Raw genomic sequence first — 14,573 nt, forward strand, 5'->3', positions numbered from 1 at the left:
GCCTGATGACCACGACCGCACCGAAGATCCTGATGGTCGACGATACCTTCGCCAACCGGGTGGCGATGCGCCGCCTGCTCGCACGCAGCGGCGCGGAACTGTACGAGGCGGCCAGCGGCAACGAGGCGTTGGCGTTGTGCCTGGACCACGAGTTCGCGCTGATCCTGCTCGACGTCAACATGCCCGGCATGGACGGCTTCGAGGTCGCGGCCCTGCTCAGCCAGGACGACCAGTTCAGGGATACGCCGATCATCTTCGTCACCGCCGCCTACGTCGACGACGTGGACCGCCTCAAGGGCTATCGCCACGGCGCCGTCGACTACGTCGCCAAGCCGGTCAACGACCTGATCCTGCAATCGAAGGTGCGGGTATTCCTGGATCTGTACGCCGCGCGCGTGAAGCTGGAACAGACGCTGGAGGAGCTGTCCGAGCGCAACGACCAGCTGCAGATGGAGATCGCCGAGCGCGAGCGAGTCGAGGCGCAGGTGCGCCACCAGGCCACCCACGACATGCTCACCGGCCTGCCCAACCGCACGCTGTTCCACGACCGGCTGGGGGCTGCCATGCGGCACGCCACCGCCAGTGGGCAGCGCTTTGCGCTGGCGCTGCTGGACATCGACGGCTTCAAGGGCGTCAACGACCGCCACGGCCATCCGGCCGGCGACGCGCTGCTGCAGGCGATCGCCGCGCGGCTGAGGCTCAACCTGCGCACGGAGGACACGGTGGCGCGACTGGGCGGCGACGAGTTCGCGCTCATCGTGAGCGAAATCGAGGACGTGCCCGTACTGATGAAGCGCTGCGATGAACTCGGCGCCCGCCTGGCCGAGCCTTATCCACTGGTGTCGGCACAGGGCAGCGTCGTGGCGCACGTCAGTGCCAGCATCGGCATTGCGCTGTGGACGGCGGAAACGGCGGGAGACGAAGCGCTGATCCAGGCGGCGGACCGGGCGCTGTACCAGGCCAAGGAAAGTGGCAAGAACCGCTGCGTGCTGGCGGCCTGACGCCGCTTCACAACTCACTCTTGCCACGCATGCTCCCTCTCCCCTCCGGGGAGAGGGTTGGGGTGAGGGGTCGCTCTTGCGGGGAAAGGACCTGCCTGCGGAGCTTTTTTGGTGAGCATGTATCGGCAAAGCGTCCGCATCCTCGCGAGCCCCGGCCCCTCACCCAACCCTCTCCCCTCCGCGGAGAGGGCTTCAGCGTCATGGCTTGCTCAGGCGATCCGCTTCTGCGGCTCGGCCTCGTGCCTGCGATCCGCACGGGTGACCTTCGCCCCCAACTCGGACGAGTCGAAATCGTCCACCGAGATGAACTCGAAGACGCCGTCGCGCACGCGCTTGAGCAGCGCGGCCTCGGCCTCGGTGAGCACGCCCTCGCGCACCGCCTCGGCCAGTTGGCCCTCGTAGTCGTGCGCCTGCAACTGGCCGGCCTTGAGCGCCTTGCCGAACTTGCGCTCGACCGGCTCGGCGGCGATCACGTCGGGCAGCAGCGCGTTCATGCGGCCGATGGTGTTGTTCGGCGTGGGCGTGAGGTAGACCCAGTCGACCAGCCGGTCGCGCGCCTCGCCCGGGGCGGTCAGGATGGCGGCCACGCGGCGGCCCAGGCGGTCCGACGGCGGCACCTCGCGGCGGCCGAACGGAAACACCAGCACGCGCAGCAGGAAACCGACCGGCTTGAGCGGGAAGTTGCGGATCGCGCCGTCGAGCGCCATCTGCGTGCGCCACATGCACTCGTGGAAGGCCCAGGCCAGCAGCGGGCGGTCGGCCTCCGGGCGGCCGGTGTCCTCGTAGCGCTTGAGCATGGAGCTTGCGATGTAGAGGTACGACAGCACGTCGCCCAGGCGCGCCGAGAGCTTCTCCTTGAACTTCAGCTTGCCGCCCAGCACGCCCATGAACACGTCGGCGCACAGCGCCAGCGCAGCCGAGTAGCGGTCGAGCTTGCGGTAGAAGCGGCGCGTGTAGGCGTCGCCGGCGCTCTGCCCGATCGAGGCTCCGGTGAGGCCCAGCACCAGGCTGCGCACGGCGTTGGAGATGCCGAAGCCGATGTGGCCGAACAGCAACCGGTCGAACGTGCGCAGCTTCTCGCCGTAGTCGGCGATGGACAATGCCTGCATTTCCTTGAGCACGTACGGGTGGCAGCGGATCGCGCCCTGGCCGAAGATCATCAGGCTGCGCGTCATGATGTTCGCGCCTTCCACGGTGATCGCGATCGGCACGCTCTCCCAGCCGCGCGCGGCGTAGTTCTTCGGGCCCAGCTGCACCGCCTTGCCGCCGTGCACGTCCATGGTGTCGCCGGCGACCTGGCGCGCCCATTCGGTGGCGTGGTACTTGGCGATCGCGGAGGTCACCGCCGGCTTCTCGCCGCGGTCGACGGCGGCCGCGGTGGCGCGCGAGAGCGCCGCGGTGGCGTAGGTCAGGCCGCCGATGCGCGCCAGCGCTTCCTCCACGCCCTCGAAGCGGGCGATCGCCAGGCCGAACTGCTTGCGCATGCGCGCGTAGGCGCCGGTCGAGGCGGCCGAGGCGCGCATGGCGCCGGTGGCGTTGGAGGGCAGCGAGATGGCGCGGCCGACCGAGAGCACCTCGACCAGCATGCGCCAGCCGTGGCCGGCCATCTTCGGCCCGCCGATCAGCGTCGACATCGGCGCGAACACGTCCTTGCCGTGGATCGGGCCGTTCTGGAACGGGATGTTGAGCGGGAAGTGGCGACGGCCGATCTGCAAGCCCGGGGTCGAGCGCGGCAACAGCGCCAGCGTGATGCCCAGATCCTCGGTCTCGCCCAGCAGGTGCTCGGGGTCGTACAGGCGGAAGGCCAGGCCGATCACCGTGGCGATCGGCGCCAGCGTGATGTAGCGCTTGTCGAAGGTGAGCTTCACGCCCACCGTCTCGACGCCGTCGACCACCTGCTTGCAGACGATGCCGTAGTCGGGAATCGAGGTGGCGTCGGAGCCGGCGTAGGGGCCGGTCAGCGCGAAGCAGGGAATCTCCTCACCGACCGCCAGGCGCGGCAGGTAGTGGTTCTTCTGCTCCTCGGTGCCATAGTGCAGCAGCAGCTCGGCCGGACCCAGCGAATTGGGCACGGCCACCGTGGAGGACACCGTCGCCGACGCCGTCGACAGCTTCTGCAGCACCGCCGAATGCGCTAGCGCAGAGAACTGCAGGCCGCCGTACTGCTTGGGAATGATCATGCCGAAGAACTTGTTCTTCTTGATGAAATCCCAGACCTCCGGCGGAAGGTCGCCCAGCTCGTGGGTGATCTGCCAGTCGTCGATCATCGCGCAGAGTTCTTCCACCGGGCCGTCGAGAAAAGCCTGCTCCTCGGTGCTCAGCTCCGGCTTCGGCTGCTTCAGGAGCTGCTTCCAGTCCGGCTTGCCGGAGAACAGCTCGCCCTCGAAACCGACCGTGCCGGCTTCGAGCGCGGTCTGCTCGGTAGCCGACAGCGTGGGCGTGGCACGGGCGAACATCTTCAGCAGCGGCGCGCTGATCTGGCGCCGGCGGAAGGTCGGCATCAGCAGCGGCACGGCGATCAGCAGCTCGATGACGAGCAGCACGATCATCGTCGCCCAGGCGCCGGTCAGCAGGCCGACGACCAGCGTGGCCGCCACCGTGGCGATCGCCCAGGTGCGCAGGCTGGTGCGGTGGTAGGCGCAGGCGCCGGTCGCGACGAGCGCCGCCAGCAGGGTCAGGAACGCGGACATGTCAATGCACCTCTTGCGGAATGGCCGGGCGCGCGGCGCCACCCGGGAAAACATCTTGGACGAAGGCGGCAATCTCGCGCGTAAAGGCGTCGTTCGCGTCGCCGGCGAGCATGTGCGTGGCGCCCTGCACTTCCACGTGGCGCGCGTGTGGCACCAGCCTGAGGAACTCGGCCACGGTCTCGCGCGAGACCACGTCGCTGCGCTCGCCCGAGAGCAGCAGCACCGGCACGTCCACGCGCGCCGCGGCGGCAAGCAGGCGTGGCTGGTAGCGCTCGCTCTCGCGCACCACGCCCGCGAGCAGCGCCGGATCCCAGTGCCAGCGCAGGCGGCCGTCGTCGCCTTCGCGCAGCAATGGCTTGAGCTGGTCCTCGCGCTTGCGTTCGCGCCGCTGCGGCAGGTAGGCGGCGATCTGCTCGGCCGCCTCGGCGTAGTCGGCAAAGCCGTCCGGATGGGCCTGCATGAAGGCCAGGATGCGCTCGACCCCGGCCGCCTCCCAGCGCGGCGTGATGTCGACCAGAACCAGCGCCCGGAACGGCGCCGGCCGCGCCTCGCCCGCCAGCACCAGGCCCAGCAGGCCGCCCATCGAGGCGCCGACCAGGACCGGCGGTTCCGGCTGCGCCAGCGCGAGCGCGTGCAGGTCGCCGGCGAATTGCTCGATGTGATAATCGCCGCCCGCCACCCGGCCGCTCTCGCCGTGGCCGCGGCTGTCGAACGTCACGCAACGGCAGCCGCGCGCCGCCAGTGCGTCGGCGGCACCTTTCCACGCGCCGCGGGTCTGGCCGAAGCCGTGCGCGAACAGCAGCGTGGGCGCACCTGTGCCGCGCTCGTCGACGGCCAGCGGGAGGCCGTCGTGGCTGGGGAACCTGCTTGTCTGGACGGAAACCATACGCATGAGTATGGATTGGCGACGGAAGACCCGTCAACCGCCTTCCCGGATCCCCCGCCCTTGCGGCACAGCGGCTTGCCCGCGGGCCATCCGCCCGCCTCGCGCCTGTCGCCGTCCGGCCCACAAGCGCTACCATGCGCCAATGAATGCCAGCAGCAAGCCCGAACGTACGCGCCTGTCCGCCGAGAACTGGGAAGACGCCGCCCTGGTCCTGATCGCCGAACAGGGCGTCGGGGCGCTGGCGGTGGAAGCGCTGGCGCGCCGGCTGGGCGTGACCAAGGGCAGCTTCTACTGGCACTTCCGCACCCGCGAGGCGCTGCTGCAGGCGGCGCTGGAACGCTGGGAGCAGTACGGCGAACGCGAAGTAATCGCGCAGATCGAGGCCATTCCCGATCCGCGCGAGCGCCTGCCGGAACTGTTCCGCCGCGTCGCCCACGAGGTGCAGCCGCACCGCGTGTACGCGGCGCTACTCAAGGCACTGGACCATCCGCTGGTGGTTCCGGTGATGGCGCGCGTGTCGCAGCGGCGCACCGAGTTCCTCGCCACCGCCTTCCGCGAGGCGGGCCTGCCGCCGGCCGAGGCGCTCAACCGCGCACGGCTGACCTACGCCGCCTATGTCGGCTTCCTTCAACTCAATTTCACGCTCGGCCTTCCGCGCATCAGCCACGAGGACTTCGACGCCTACGTGGAACACATGATCGCGACATTGATTCCTGCCTGATAAACCGGTCAGGGGCCGCGGTGCGCGCACGTTTCCGTGCGCCTTTTGCTGCACTCAACCTTGCAATACCAGTGCACGCAAACTAGCGTTCCGGAACCCTTTTTTCCTAAGACCTTGAAGAGGAACACCATGGCCAGCAAGCTGGAAGCGCTCGAGCGCTGGGTGAACGAGGTGGCGGCGCGCACGCGGCCGGCGAAGATCCACTGGTGCGACGGCTCGCAGGCCGAATACCAGCAACTGGTCAAGGAGATGCTGGCCGACGGCACCCTGATCGAGCTCAACCAGGAAACCCATCCGGGCTGCTACCTGCACCGCTCCAACCCGTCCGACGTGGCGCGCGTGGAGCACCTCACCTTCGTCTGCCACGAGAAGCAGGAAGACGCCGGCCCGAACAACCACTGGATGGCCCCGGCCGAGGCGCACGCCAAGATCGACGCGCTGTTCGACGGCTGCATGGAAGGTCGCACCATGTACGTGATCCCGTACTGCATGGGTCCGATCGACTCGCCGCTGTCGCGCTGCGGCGTGGAGATCACCGACAGCCCGTACGTGGTCGCCAACATGCGCATCATGACGCGCATGGGCGCGGCGGCGCAGGAGCGCATCGAGCGCGAAGGTGCGTTCGTGAAAGGCCTGCATTCCACCGGCGAGCTCGACCCCGAGCGCCGCTTCATCATGCACTTCCCTGAGGAGCGCACGATCAAGTCGTACGGCTCCGGCTATGGCGGCAACGCGCTGCTGGGCAAGAAGTGCCACGCCCTGCGCATCGCCTGCAACCAGGCCCGCGATGAAGGTTGGCTGGCCGAGCACATGCTGATCGTGGGCATCGAGAACCCGCAGGGCGAAACGCACTACATCGCCGCCGCCTTCCCCTCGGCCTGCGGCAAGACCAACCTGGCCATGCTGATTCCGCCGGAGGGCTACCGCAGGGACGGCTGGAAGGTGTGGACGGTCGGCGACGACATCTGCTGGATGCGCCCGGGCGCGGACGGCCGCCTGTACGCGATCAACCCGGAAGCCGGCTTCTTCGGCGTGGCGCCGGGCACCAGCAACGACACCAACCCGAACGCACTCAAGAGCATTTCGCGCGACACCATCTTCACCAATGTCGCGGTCACCGCGGACAACCAGCCCTGGTGGGAAGGGCTGCCCGGCACGCCGGTCACCGACTGGCAGGGCCGTCCGTACGATCCGGCCAATGGCCCGGCCGCGCACCCGAACTCGCGCTTCACGGTCAGCGCGAAGCAGTGTCCGACCTGGTCGGAGAAGGCCGAGGACGCGCAGGGCGTGCCGATCAGCGCGATCGTCTTCGGCGGCCGCCGCCCCTCGCTGCTGCCGCTGGTGATGGAGGCGCGCGACTGGGCACACGGCGTGCTGATGGGTGCTGCGATGGGTTCGGAAACCACCGCCGCCGCCACCGGCGCGGTCGGCGTGCTGCGCCGCGACTCGATGGCGATGAAGCCGTTCTGCGGCTACCACTACGGCGACTACTTCGCGCACTGGCTTTCGTTCGACCAGCCGGGCATGAAGCTGCCGAAGATCTTCCACGTCAACTGGTTCCGCAAGGGCAAGGACGGCAAGTTCCTGTGGCCGGGTTTCGGCGAGAACCTGCGCGTGCTGGAGTGGATGATCAACCGCGTCGACGGCAAGGCGCGCGGCGTGGAGACGCCGGTCGGCATCGTGCCGGCCGAGGGCGAGCTGAAGCTCGACGGCGTGAACCTGTCGCGCGAGGCGGGCAGCGAACTGCTCGGCATCGACACCGCCGGCTGGCAGGCCGAACTCGACGCCATCGGCGAATACCTGGACAGCTTCGCCCCGCGCCTGCCCGAGCGCCTGCGCCAGGAGCAGCAGCGCGTGGCCAGCGCCCTGGCCGCCGACACCGCACCCCGCGCCGCCACGGCCTGAGCCTCCGGGCCTCCCTGGGAGGCCCAGTTGCGCCTGGAATCCACCAGGCCTTCACTTGCCCGGACGCCTTCCAGCTCCCTCTCCCTCCGGGGAGAGGGTTTGGGTGAGGAGCCACTCTTGGGAAAGACGCTGATGAGGGCGCTTGAAGTAAGCAAGGCCTCGCACATCGGACGGCCGCCGCTCGCCGCAATCGCGCTCCCTCTCCCCGGAGGGAAAGGGAGCACATGCTTTAAACGCTCCACCATCTCGGCGCATCCAAGCTGGCAAGATGGAGACCGCCTGCCTCGCCACCGGAAGCCCGATGCCGCCACCGCCCATTGCGTGGTCCGACGCCGATGACGCGCGCGCCGCGGCGCGGGGCGATCGCCAGGCATTCCAGCGGCTGTACCGCCAGCACGTCGACCGCGTCTACGGCGCGGTGTACCGGCTGGCCGGCTACGACCATGCGCGTGCCGAGGACCTGACCCAGGACGCGTTCGTGCGCGCCTGGCAGAAGCTTGCCGACTTCCGCCACGAAAGCGCCTTCGGCACCTGGCTTTACCGGCTGGCGGTGAACGTGGCGCTGATGGACATCCGCTCGCGCGGCGCGCAACCGGTCGGCTTCATGGACGAGGACGACCTGCCCGACCATGGCGAAGTCCCCTTCTGCGCCGCCGAGCGCGAGGAGCTGGAACGCGCCATCGCCAAACTGCCGCCCCGCGCCCGCGCGGTGCTGGTATTGCACGACGTGGAAGGCTGGCGCCACGAGGAAATCGCCAGCGAACTGGACATGGCCGTCGGTACGTCCAAGGCGCAATTGCACCGTGCCCGCGGGCTGCTGCGCCGGATGCTCGAACCCGGAGAACCGTCATGAACGAATTCGAATGGCGTCGCCAGTTGCGCGAACTTCGCACGCCGGTCGCGCCCCGCAGCGACCTGTGGACGCGCATCGACGCCACGCTGGAGCCGGCCGCACCGGCGCGCACGAGTTCGCGCCCGGGCTGGCTGCTTGCCGCCAGCTTCGCCGGCCTGAGCCTGCTCGCGGTGGGCCTGAGCCTGCGTCAGGGCGAAGTGCTCGACCAACCGCGAACCACTGCAACGGCCGCCACCCAGGCGCCGTGGAAGCCTGGCGATCCGCGCCTCGCCGGCGCGGCGATCGAACTCGACGCCGCGCGCATCGAGCTCAGGCAGGCGCTGGAACAGGCCCCCAATTCACCGGCACTGCAGCGACTCCTGTCGCGCACCCGCCAACAGCAATCGCGGCTGCGCCAGCTCGACCAGCAGGCAGGCTGAGCAACCCTTGAGGAGTCACCCCATGAAGACCGTACGCTATCTTCCCCTGCTGCTCGCCCTGTGCATCGGCCAGGCGCTGGCCGACACGCCGATCAACCTGACCCACGCGGCCACGCCCAATGCGCGCATCAGCGTGAGCAACGTCAAGGGCCAGGTGACCATCACCGCCTGGGACCGCAACCAGGTACAGGTGACCGGCACGCTTGGCGAGGGCGCCGCCCCGCTTGCCATCGAAGGCGACAATGGCGACCTCGAGATCAAGGTCAAGCCCAAGGGCGACGGCTCCAACGGCTGGTTCAACTGGCATGGCGACAATTCGATGGGCGCCAGCACCCTCGACCTGCACGTACCCAAGGGTGCATCGCTGGACGTGGAAGTGGTCAGCGCACCGCTGGGCATCGACGGCATGGACGGCGGCGAGATCTCGGTCAACTCGGTCAGCGGCCGCGTGCGTATCGACGCCCGCACGCCCAGTCTCTCGGTCGAGAGCGTGAGCGGCACCGTGCAGCAGTCCGGCCACGCCGAGCGTGCCGACCTGCAGACGGTCAGCGGCGACATCCTGGCTCCTGCGCTGGGCTCCACCGCCGACCTGCAGACCGTCTCCGGGCGCATCCAGGCCAGCGGCGGGCCATGGAAGAAGTTCGACCTGAGCACGGTGTCCGGCGACGTGCAGCTCAACGGCGGGCCGGCCGAGCAAGGCAGCATCGACATCGACAGCATGAGCGGCGACGTGCAGATCCAGGTGCCCTCCAGCCTGTCGGCCTCGATCCACGCCAGCAGCTTCAGCGGCGACCTGCGCAGCGATTTTGGCCAGGTCAGCGAGCACGACCACGGCCCGGGCAGCGAACTCAGCGCCGAGGTGGGCGGCAGCAAGGGCCGCATCCACGTCGAAACCTTCAGCGGCGACCTGCGCATCCGCAAGGGACAGTGAGGCGCAGGGCCAGCCGTCCGCCATGGAGCACCCGGGGAATCCAGGAAAACAAAAAGGCCGTCGCATGCGACGGCCTTTTTCATGTTCCCGGTATAGGTCTCTTACAGATCCTGGTGGTATTGCACGTACGGCGTGCGCGACTGGTCCGGTTCCGGCCCGGCGGGGGTCGGCGCAGAGGAGCCGGACGACCACAGGTTCTGCGCACCGATGCTCAGCTCGCCCTGCCAGGGCAGGCGCAGGGTGACGCCCAGGTCGATGCTGCTCCAGCGCTTGTCGCCGTAGTAGCCGCCGGGCAGCGCCGGCTGCATGGTGCGGCCGATCAGCGTGCCGCTCAGGGGACCATGGTCCACGCCGAAGCTCAGCGCCTTCTGGTCCAGCGTGCTGACGCCCAGCACGTTGCCAGGCAACAGGCGGATGCGGCCGACGCTGGCACCCAGGTCGATGCCGCTCTGCCCGCCGACCGCGACGCGGCCGCGCGCATTGAGCTGGGCGCTGCTGTCGAAATCGGGCAGGCCGTTGACACCGGGCGTCGCGCCCGGAAGGACGCGCGGCAGGCGCTGGTCCGGGGTGCTGTCGGCGCCAAGGCTCAGGCCCACGCTGTAGCGACCGAGATTGTAAGTAGCGCCGACCTCGCTGCCGACCACGCGCGGACCGCGGGAGATCCAGTTGTGCTCGCTGACGCCAGCATGGATCTGCAGGTGCGGATCGAGCCCGTACTGCAGGTTGGTGGACATTACGCTGCCGGCGTCGACCGCCTGGAAGGACAGCGGCGCGTCTGCCCGCTGGCCCGAGCCGGGCGATTGCGCGTCGGCCTTCAGCATCAGCATCCGGCCGTCGCTGCCGCGCCACAGAGGCACGGCGACGCCCTGGCCGAAGTCGGCCATCTGGTCCGGCGTCTGCCTCAGCAGCTGCTGCGCCAGCGCATGCGGATCGCCGTCCAGCGACTGCCCTGCCGCGGCAAGCGGCATCAGCAAGGTCAGCAGGGGCAACAGGCGGCGCATGGGTCGGATCGGCAGTCGTCGAGTGGCGGCTGGGCGTACGCCAGCCATGGGTCGGAGTATAGCTACTTTACGTTTACCTAACACCCCGTGACGGGCCCTCCCGTTCCGGAACGGTGAACCCAGGCACATATCCCGTTTGTTTGGACCATCACGTGAAGGCGCGGTTCCGCCTGAATGAAAAACAAGGCAAATCCGACTCCGACAAAGCCCGCGGCGCAGGATATAGTCACGCCACGGCCTGCCTTGGAACCTGAAACCCTGCCATGAATCCGGCTCTCCCCACTCGCGAGCCCGCGACGTTCCCGGCCGACCGGGAAGCGTTGCATCGGGCGGTCGAGCGGCTGTTCGGGGCGCCGGACGCGGCCAGCGTGGCCGCCGTGTACGAAACGCTGCTGTCGGACTGGCACGTGCGCGCCCGCCTGGGCTGGCGCCTGCTGGGCGCGGACGAGCCGCCCGCCTCCGCCGGACGGCTGGAACTGGCCGAGGATCCACAAGGCCTGCGCGTGCTGGTGCTGGAACCGGAAGCGCCGCTGTCCGAACCGCTGCGCGAGCGGCTGGCCTGGTTCGGCCGCCTGGCCGGCACGCGGATGCGCCAGCAGGCCGAGACCGCGCGGCTGTACGAGGCGATTTCCCGCCTGGCGCTGGCCGAACGACTGCAGCGCGCGCTGTTCGCGATCGCCGAGCAGGCCGGTACCGAACGCAACATGGCCGAGATGATGCGTTCGCTGCACGCCATCGTCGGCAGCCTGATGTACGCGGAGAACTTCTACATCGTGCTGTACGACGAGGCGACCGACAGCGTGCGCTTCCCGTACTACGCCGACGCCGCCGACCGCGACCCGCCCTCGCCCGAGCGCAGCGTGCCGCTGGTCGAACTGGAGCGCAGCCTGACCTGGAACCTGCTCAAGGGCGGGCGCGCCATGATGGGTTCGATCGAAGAACTCAACCGCAGCGTGCCCGACCGGCTGGTGCTGATCGGCCCGGACTGCGAGCACTGGCTCGGCGTGCCGCTGCTGCGCGAAGGCAAGGTGGTCGGCGGCATCGTGATCCAGAGTTATCGCGCCGACACCCAGTACACCACGCAGGACCGCGAGCTGCTCTGCTATGTCGCCCAGCACGTGCAGGCCGCGCTGGAGAAGCGCCAGGCGCAGGCCGAGCTGGAGCGGCGCGTGGCCGACCGCACCGCCGCCCTGCGCGAGGCCAACCGCGTGCTGCGCCAGCAGGTGCTGCAGCGCCAGCGCGGCGAGCGGCTGCAGGCGGCGTTGTTCCGCATCGCCGAACTGGCCAGTACCTCCGAGGGCCTGGACACCTTCTACGCGGCGGTACACCGCGTCATCGGCGGTCTGCTGTACGCACGCAACTTCTACATCGCACTGGTCGATGAGGACAGCGGCCAGCTGACCTTCCCCTATTCGGTGGACGAGGTCGACAACGCACCGGCGCCGCGCCTGCACGGCCGCGGCGCCACCGAGTACGTCTTGCGCCACGGCAAGCCGCTGCTGGCCGACTCCGGGGAACTGGAACGGCTGACCTCGCTGGGCGAGATCCAGCGCCAGGGCACGCACTCGCTGTGCTGGCTGGGCGTGCCGCTGGTCTGGGGCGAAAAGGTGATGGGCGTGCTGGCGGTGCAGAGTTACACGCCGGAGCACACCTACAACGAGCGCGACCAGGAACTGCTCACCTTCGTCAGCTACCACATCGCCAACGCGCTGCAGCGCAAGCACACCGCCGAGTCGCTCAAGCAGGCCTACGCCGGCCTCGAGCGCCGCGTCACCGAGCGCACCCGAGCGCTCGCGCTGGCCAACCGCGACCTGCGCGAACAGATCGCCGAGCGCGAGCGCGTCGAGCGCCGGCTCAAGTACGAGACCCTGCACGATTCGCTCACCGGCCTGCCCAACCGCACCCTGCTGCTGCAGCGGATGGAGCAAGCGTTGGAACGCTACCGCGCGGAACCGGACGAGGGCGGCTTCGCGGTCCTGTTCATCGACCTGGACCGCTTCAAGGTGATCAACGATTCGGTCGGCCATCTCGTCGGCGACGACCTGCTGTTCCAGGTCGGCGGCCGCATCCGCGCCTGCCTGAAGACCCGCGACGTGGTCGCGCGCCTGGGCGGCGACGAGTTCGCCGTGCTGCTGGAAGGCGTCGCCGAACCGGCGACCGCGGTGTCGGTGGCCGAACGCGTGATCGGCGAGCTGCAGGTGCCGTTCCGGCTCGGTGCCAAGGAGATCTTCACCTCCGCATCGATCGGCGTGGCCCTGCCCGGCCCGCATTACCAGAAGCCGGAGGAATTGCTGCGCGACGCCGACGCGGCGATGTACCGCGCCAAGGACGAAGGCCGCCACCGCGCCGCGGTGTTCGACGATCGTCTGCGCCGCGAGGCGCTGTCGCTGCTGGAACTGGAGAGCGACCTGCGCCGCGGCCTGGCGCGCAACGAGTTCGTGCCCTTCTACCAGCCCATCGTGGCGCTGGAGGACGGCCGCATCGTCGGCTACGAGGCGCTGCTGCGCTGGCACCATCCCGATCGCGGCCTGCTCGCCCCGGGCGAGTTCCTGGTGATCGCCGAGGAAGCCGGCTGCGCCGAGAGCATCGACTGGCAGATCTTCGAGCAGGTCTGCGCGCAGGCGCCGCAGATCCTGGGCAAGGACGGCTTCGTCAGCATCAACGTTTCCGGCCGCCACTTCCGCCTGCCCGACCTCGATGCGCGACTGCTGGCGCTGCTGGCCGAGCACGGCCTGCCGCCGCGGCAGGTGCGCGTGGAGGTGACCGAGCGCGCGCTGCTGGACAACCCGGCGCAGGTCAAGCGCATGCTCGAGAACATGCGAAGCCGCGGCGTGCGGGTGGCGCTGGACGACTTCGGCACCGGCTACTCCTCGCTGAGCTACCTGCACCAGTACCCGTTCGAGACCCTGAAGATCGACCGCTCCTTCATCACCGAGCTGCCGCGCGAAGGCGAGAGCCAGGGCGTGGCGGTGGTGCGGGCGATCCAGGTGCTGGCCGATTCGCTCAACATGCTGGTGATCGCCGAGGGCATCGAGGAAGAGCACCAGCGCCAGGCGCTGATGCGGGTCGGCTGCCGCTACGGCCAGGGTTTCCTGTTCGCCCGCCCGCAGCCGGTCAGCGCGTGGCTGCCGGCCGACCCGACGCCTGCCGTGGCGTAACGAGAACGACGACCGCGTAGGGTGGGCTTCAGCCCACCACAGGTCGCGACGGTGGCGGTCTGAAGCCTACCCTACGTTTTACTGCGAGGTGGTCGACGTGTCCGCACTGACCCCGCCGCTCAACACGTGCTCCGCATCGATCCGGTCGAAGGTGTAGCGCTGCGCGCAGAACTCGCAGATCACCTCGATCTCCCCATCGCGCGCGGCCAGCGCCGCTTCCACTTCGTCGCGTCCCAGCGAGCGCAGCATCGACTCCACCCGCTCGCGCGAGCAACTGCAGCCGAACGCCAACGGGCGCGGCTCGAACAGCCGCACTGTTTCCTCGTGGTAGAGCCGGTACAGCAACTGCTCGGCGGCAGAGGAGAGCATCTCCTCGCGGCCCAGCGTGCCGGTCAGGTGCAGCACGCGGTTCCAGGCGTCCTCGTCCTCGACCGCTCCGTGGCCGCCCTCGCCCGGCAGCTTCTGCAGCATCAGTCCCACCGCGTGCTCGCCGTCGGCGGCCAGCAGCAGGCGCGCAGGCAATTGTTCGGACAGGCGGAAGTAGTTTTCCAGCGCCCCGGCCAGGTCCGGTTGGCCAAGCTCGACCAGGCCCTGGTAGCGCTGGCCGCGTTCGGCATGACCAATGGTGATCGCCATCACCGCGCCGGGCAGCGCGGACAGGTCCAGCGGCGTGGGCAGCGGATCGCTCCAGCGCGCCAGGCCGCGCAGGCGGCCCTGGTCGCTGCATTCGGTGAACAGCAGGCGCAGCGCGCCACTGCTCTTGAGCTCGATCGAGAGCGCCCCTTCCAGCTTGATGTTGCCGGTCAACAGCGCGCTCGCCGCCAGGCTCTGGCCGAGCAGCTCGCGCAACGGCTGCGGATAGTCCGAACGGGCGGCCACCTCGCGCCATGCCGCGCCCAGGCGCACCAGCACGCCGCGCACGCCGGCGCGTTCCAGCACGAAACGATGCAGCACGTCCTCGACAAGCACGGTTTCCACGAAATCCACCTCGACACCAAGGAATCGCAC

11 protein-coding genes are annotated in these 14,573 nt (G+C 69.2%); 7 read left to right on the forward strand and 4 right to left on the reverse strand.

Going from position 1 to position 14,573, the window contains the following annotated elements; translation table 11 throughout:
* The first annotated feature begins 5 nt into the window (after positions 1–5).
* Complete coding sequence (locus AAIL17_RS06840; protein WP_424682079.1) at positions 6–1,001, forward strand: diguanylate cyclase domain-containing protein; 996 nt, start codon at positions 6–8, stop codon at positions 999–1,001.
* Between the two features lie 209 nt (positions 1,002–1,210).
* Here the strand turns inward: AAIL17_RS06840 and AAIL17_RS06845 are convergent, their stop codons facing one another.
* Both AAIL17_RS06845 and AAIL17_RS06850 read right to left on the reverse strand, forming a co-directional pair.
* Positions 1,211–3,691, reverse strand: a complete 2,481-nt coding sequence (locus tag AAIL17_RS06845; protein ID WP_424682080.1) for an acyl-CoA dehydrogenase — start codon at positions 3,689–3,691, stop codon at positions 1,211–1,213.
* 1 nt (position 3,692) lies between these two features.
* Entirely contained in the window at positions 3,693–4,583 is an 891-nt protein-coding gene (locus AAIL17_RS06850; protein ID WP_424682081.1) for an alpha/beta fold hydrolase, read from the reverse strand.
* A 136-nt stretch (positions 4,584–4,719) separates the two neighbouring features.
* On the opposite strand from AAIL17_RS06850, the gene AAIL17_RS06855 reads away from it, so the two are divergent.
* The 5 genes from AAIL17_RS06855 (at position 4,720) to AAIL17_RS06875 (ending at position 9,406) form a co-directional block, all read left to right on the forward strand.
* On the forward strand, positions 4,720–5,298 hold the full coding sequence (locus AAIL17_RS06855; protein WP_424682082.1) for a TetR/AcrR family transcriptional regulator: 579 nt from the start codon (positions 4,720–4,722) through the stop codon (positions 5,296–5,298).
* A 129-nt stretch (positions 5,299–5,427) separates the two neighbouring features.
* A complete protein-coding gene (locus tag AAIL17_RS06860; RefSeq protein ID WP_424682083.1) occupies positions 5,428–7,203 on the forward strand; it encodes a phosphoenolpyruvate carboxykinase (GTP) in 1,776 nt (591 codons plus the stop codon).
* Positions 7,204–7,504: 301 nt separating this feature from the next.
* The gene (locus tag AAIL17_RS06865; RefSeq protein WP_424682084.1) at positions 7,505–8,056 is read left to right on the forward strand and encodes an RNA polymerase sigma factor; all 552 of its coding nucleotides are present in this window, start codon (positions 7,505–7,507) and stop codon (positions 8,054–8,056) included.
* A complete protein-coding gene (locus AAIL17_RS06870) occupies positions 8,053–8,475 on the forward strand; it encodes a hypothetical protein (RefSeq protein ID WP_424682085.1) in 423 nt (140 codons plus the stop codon). Before AAIL17_RS06865 ends, AAIL17_RS06870 begins: the two co-directional genes overlap by 4 nt.
* Before the next feature lie 22 nt (positions 8,476–8,497).
* Positions 8,498–9,406, forward strand: a complete 909-nt coding sequence (locus AAIL17_RS06875; protein ID WP_424682086.1) for a DUF4097 family beta strand repeat-containing protein — start codon at positions 8,498–8,500, stop codon at positions 9,404–9,406.
* Positions 9,407–9,507: 101 nt separating this feature from the next.
* Here the strand turns inward: AAIL17_RS06875 and AAIL17_RS06880 are convergent, their stop codons facing one another.
* On the reverse strand, positions 9,508–10,407 hold the full coding sequence (locus AAIL17_RS06880) for a hypothetical protein (RefSeq protein WP_424682087.1): 900 nt from the start codon (positions 10,405–10,407) through the stop codon (positions 9,508–9,510).
* A 263-nt stretch (positions 10,408–10,670) separates the two neighbouring features.
* Here AAIL17_RS06880 and AAIL17_RS06885 point away from each other — a divergent pair, with 263 nt between their 5' ends.
* Positions 10,671–13,565, forward strand: coding sequence for a bifunctional diguanylate cyclase/phosphodiesterase (locus AAIL17_RS06885; protein WP_424682088.1), 2,895 nt, complete (start codon positions 10,671–10,673; stop codon positions 13,563–13,565).
* A gap of 78 nt (positions 13,566–13,643) precedes the next feature.
* Here AAIL17_RS06885 and AAIL17_RS06890 read toward each other — a convergent pair whose 3' ends face one another.
* A complete protein-coding gene (locus AAIL17_RS06890; protein ID WP_424682152.1) occupies positions 13,644–14,543 on the reverse strand; it encodes an Hsp33 family molecular chaperone HslO in 900 nt (299 codons plus the stop codon).
* Positions 14,544–14,573: the final 30 nt, after the last annotated feature.

It is taken from the genome of Frateuria sp. YIM B11624, assembly GCF_049727805.1.
GTDB lineage: Bacteria > Pseudomonadota > Gammaproteobacteria > Xanthomonadales > Rhodanobacteraceae > Frateuria_A.

What these genes read in the sequence shown, in the direction of transcription:
- AAIL17_RS06840 (WP_424682079.1), top strand. Translation starts at nt 6, where the DNA reads ATGACCACGACCGCACCGAAGATCCTGATGGTCGACGATACCTTCGCC.
- AAIL17_RS06845 (WP_424682080.1), bottom strand. Translation starts at nt 3,691, where the DNA reads ATGTCCGCGTTCCTGACCCTGCTGGCGGCGCTCGTCGCGACCGGCGCC.
- AAIL17_RS06850 (WP_424682081.1), bottom strand. Translation starts at nt 4,583, where the DNA reads ATGCGTATGGTTTCCGTCCAGACAAGCAGGTTCCCCAGCCACGACGGC.
- AAIL17_RS06855 (WP_424682082.1), top strand. Translation starts at nt 4,720, where the DNA reads ATGAATGCCAGCAGCAAGCCCGAACGTACGCGCCTGTCCGCCGAGAAC.
- AAIL17_RS06860 (WP_424682083.1), top strand. Translation starts at nt 5,428, where the DNA reads ATGGCCAGCAAGCTGGAAGCGCTCGAGCGCTGGGTGAACGAGGTGGCG.
- AAIL17_RS06865 (WP_424682084.1), top strand. Translation starts at nt 7,505, where the DNA reads ATGCCGCCACCGCCCATTGCGTGGTCCGACGCCGATGACGCGCGCGCC.
- AAIL17_RS06870 (WP_424682085.1), top strand. Translation starts at nt 8,053, where the DNA reads ATGAACGAATTCGAATGGCGTCGCCAGTTGCGCGAACTTCGCACGCCG.
- AAIL17_RS06875 (WP_424682086.1), top strand. Translation starts at nt 8,498, where the DNA reads ATGAAGACCGTACGCTATCTTCCCCTGCTGCTCGCCCTGTGCATCGGC.
- AAIL17_RS06880 (WP_424682087.1), bottom strand. Translation starts at nt 10,407, where the DNA reads ATGCGCCGCCTGTTGCCCCTGCTGACCTTGCTGATGCCGCTTGCCGCG.
- AAIL17_RS06885 (WP_424682088.1), top strand. Translation starts at nt 10,671, where the DNA reads ATGAATCCGGCTCTCCCCACTCGCGAGCCCGCGACGTTCCCGGCCGAC.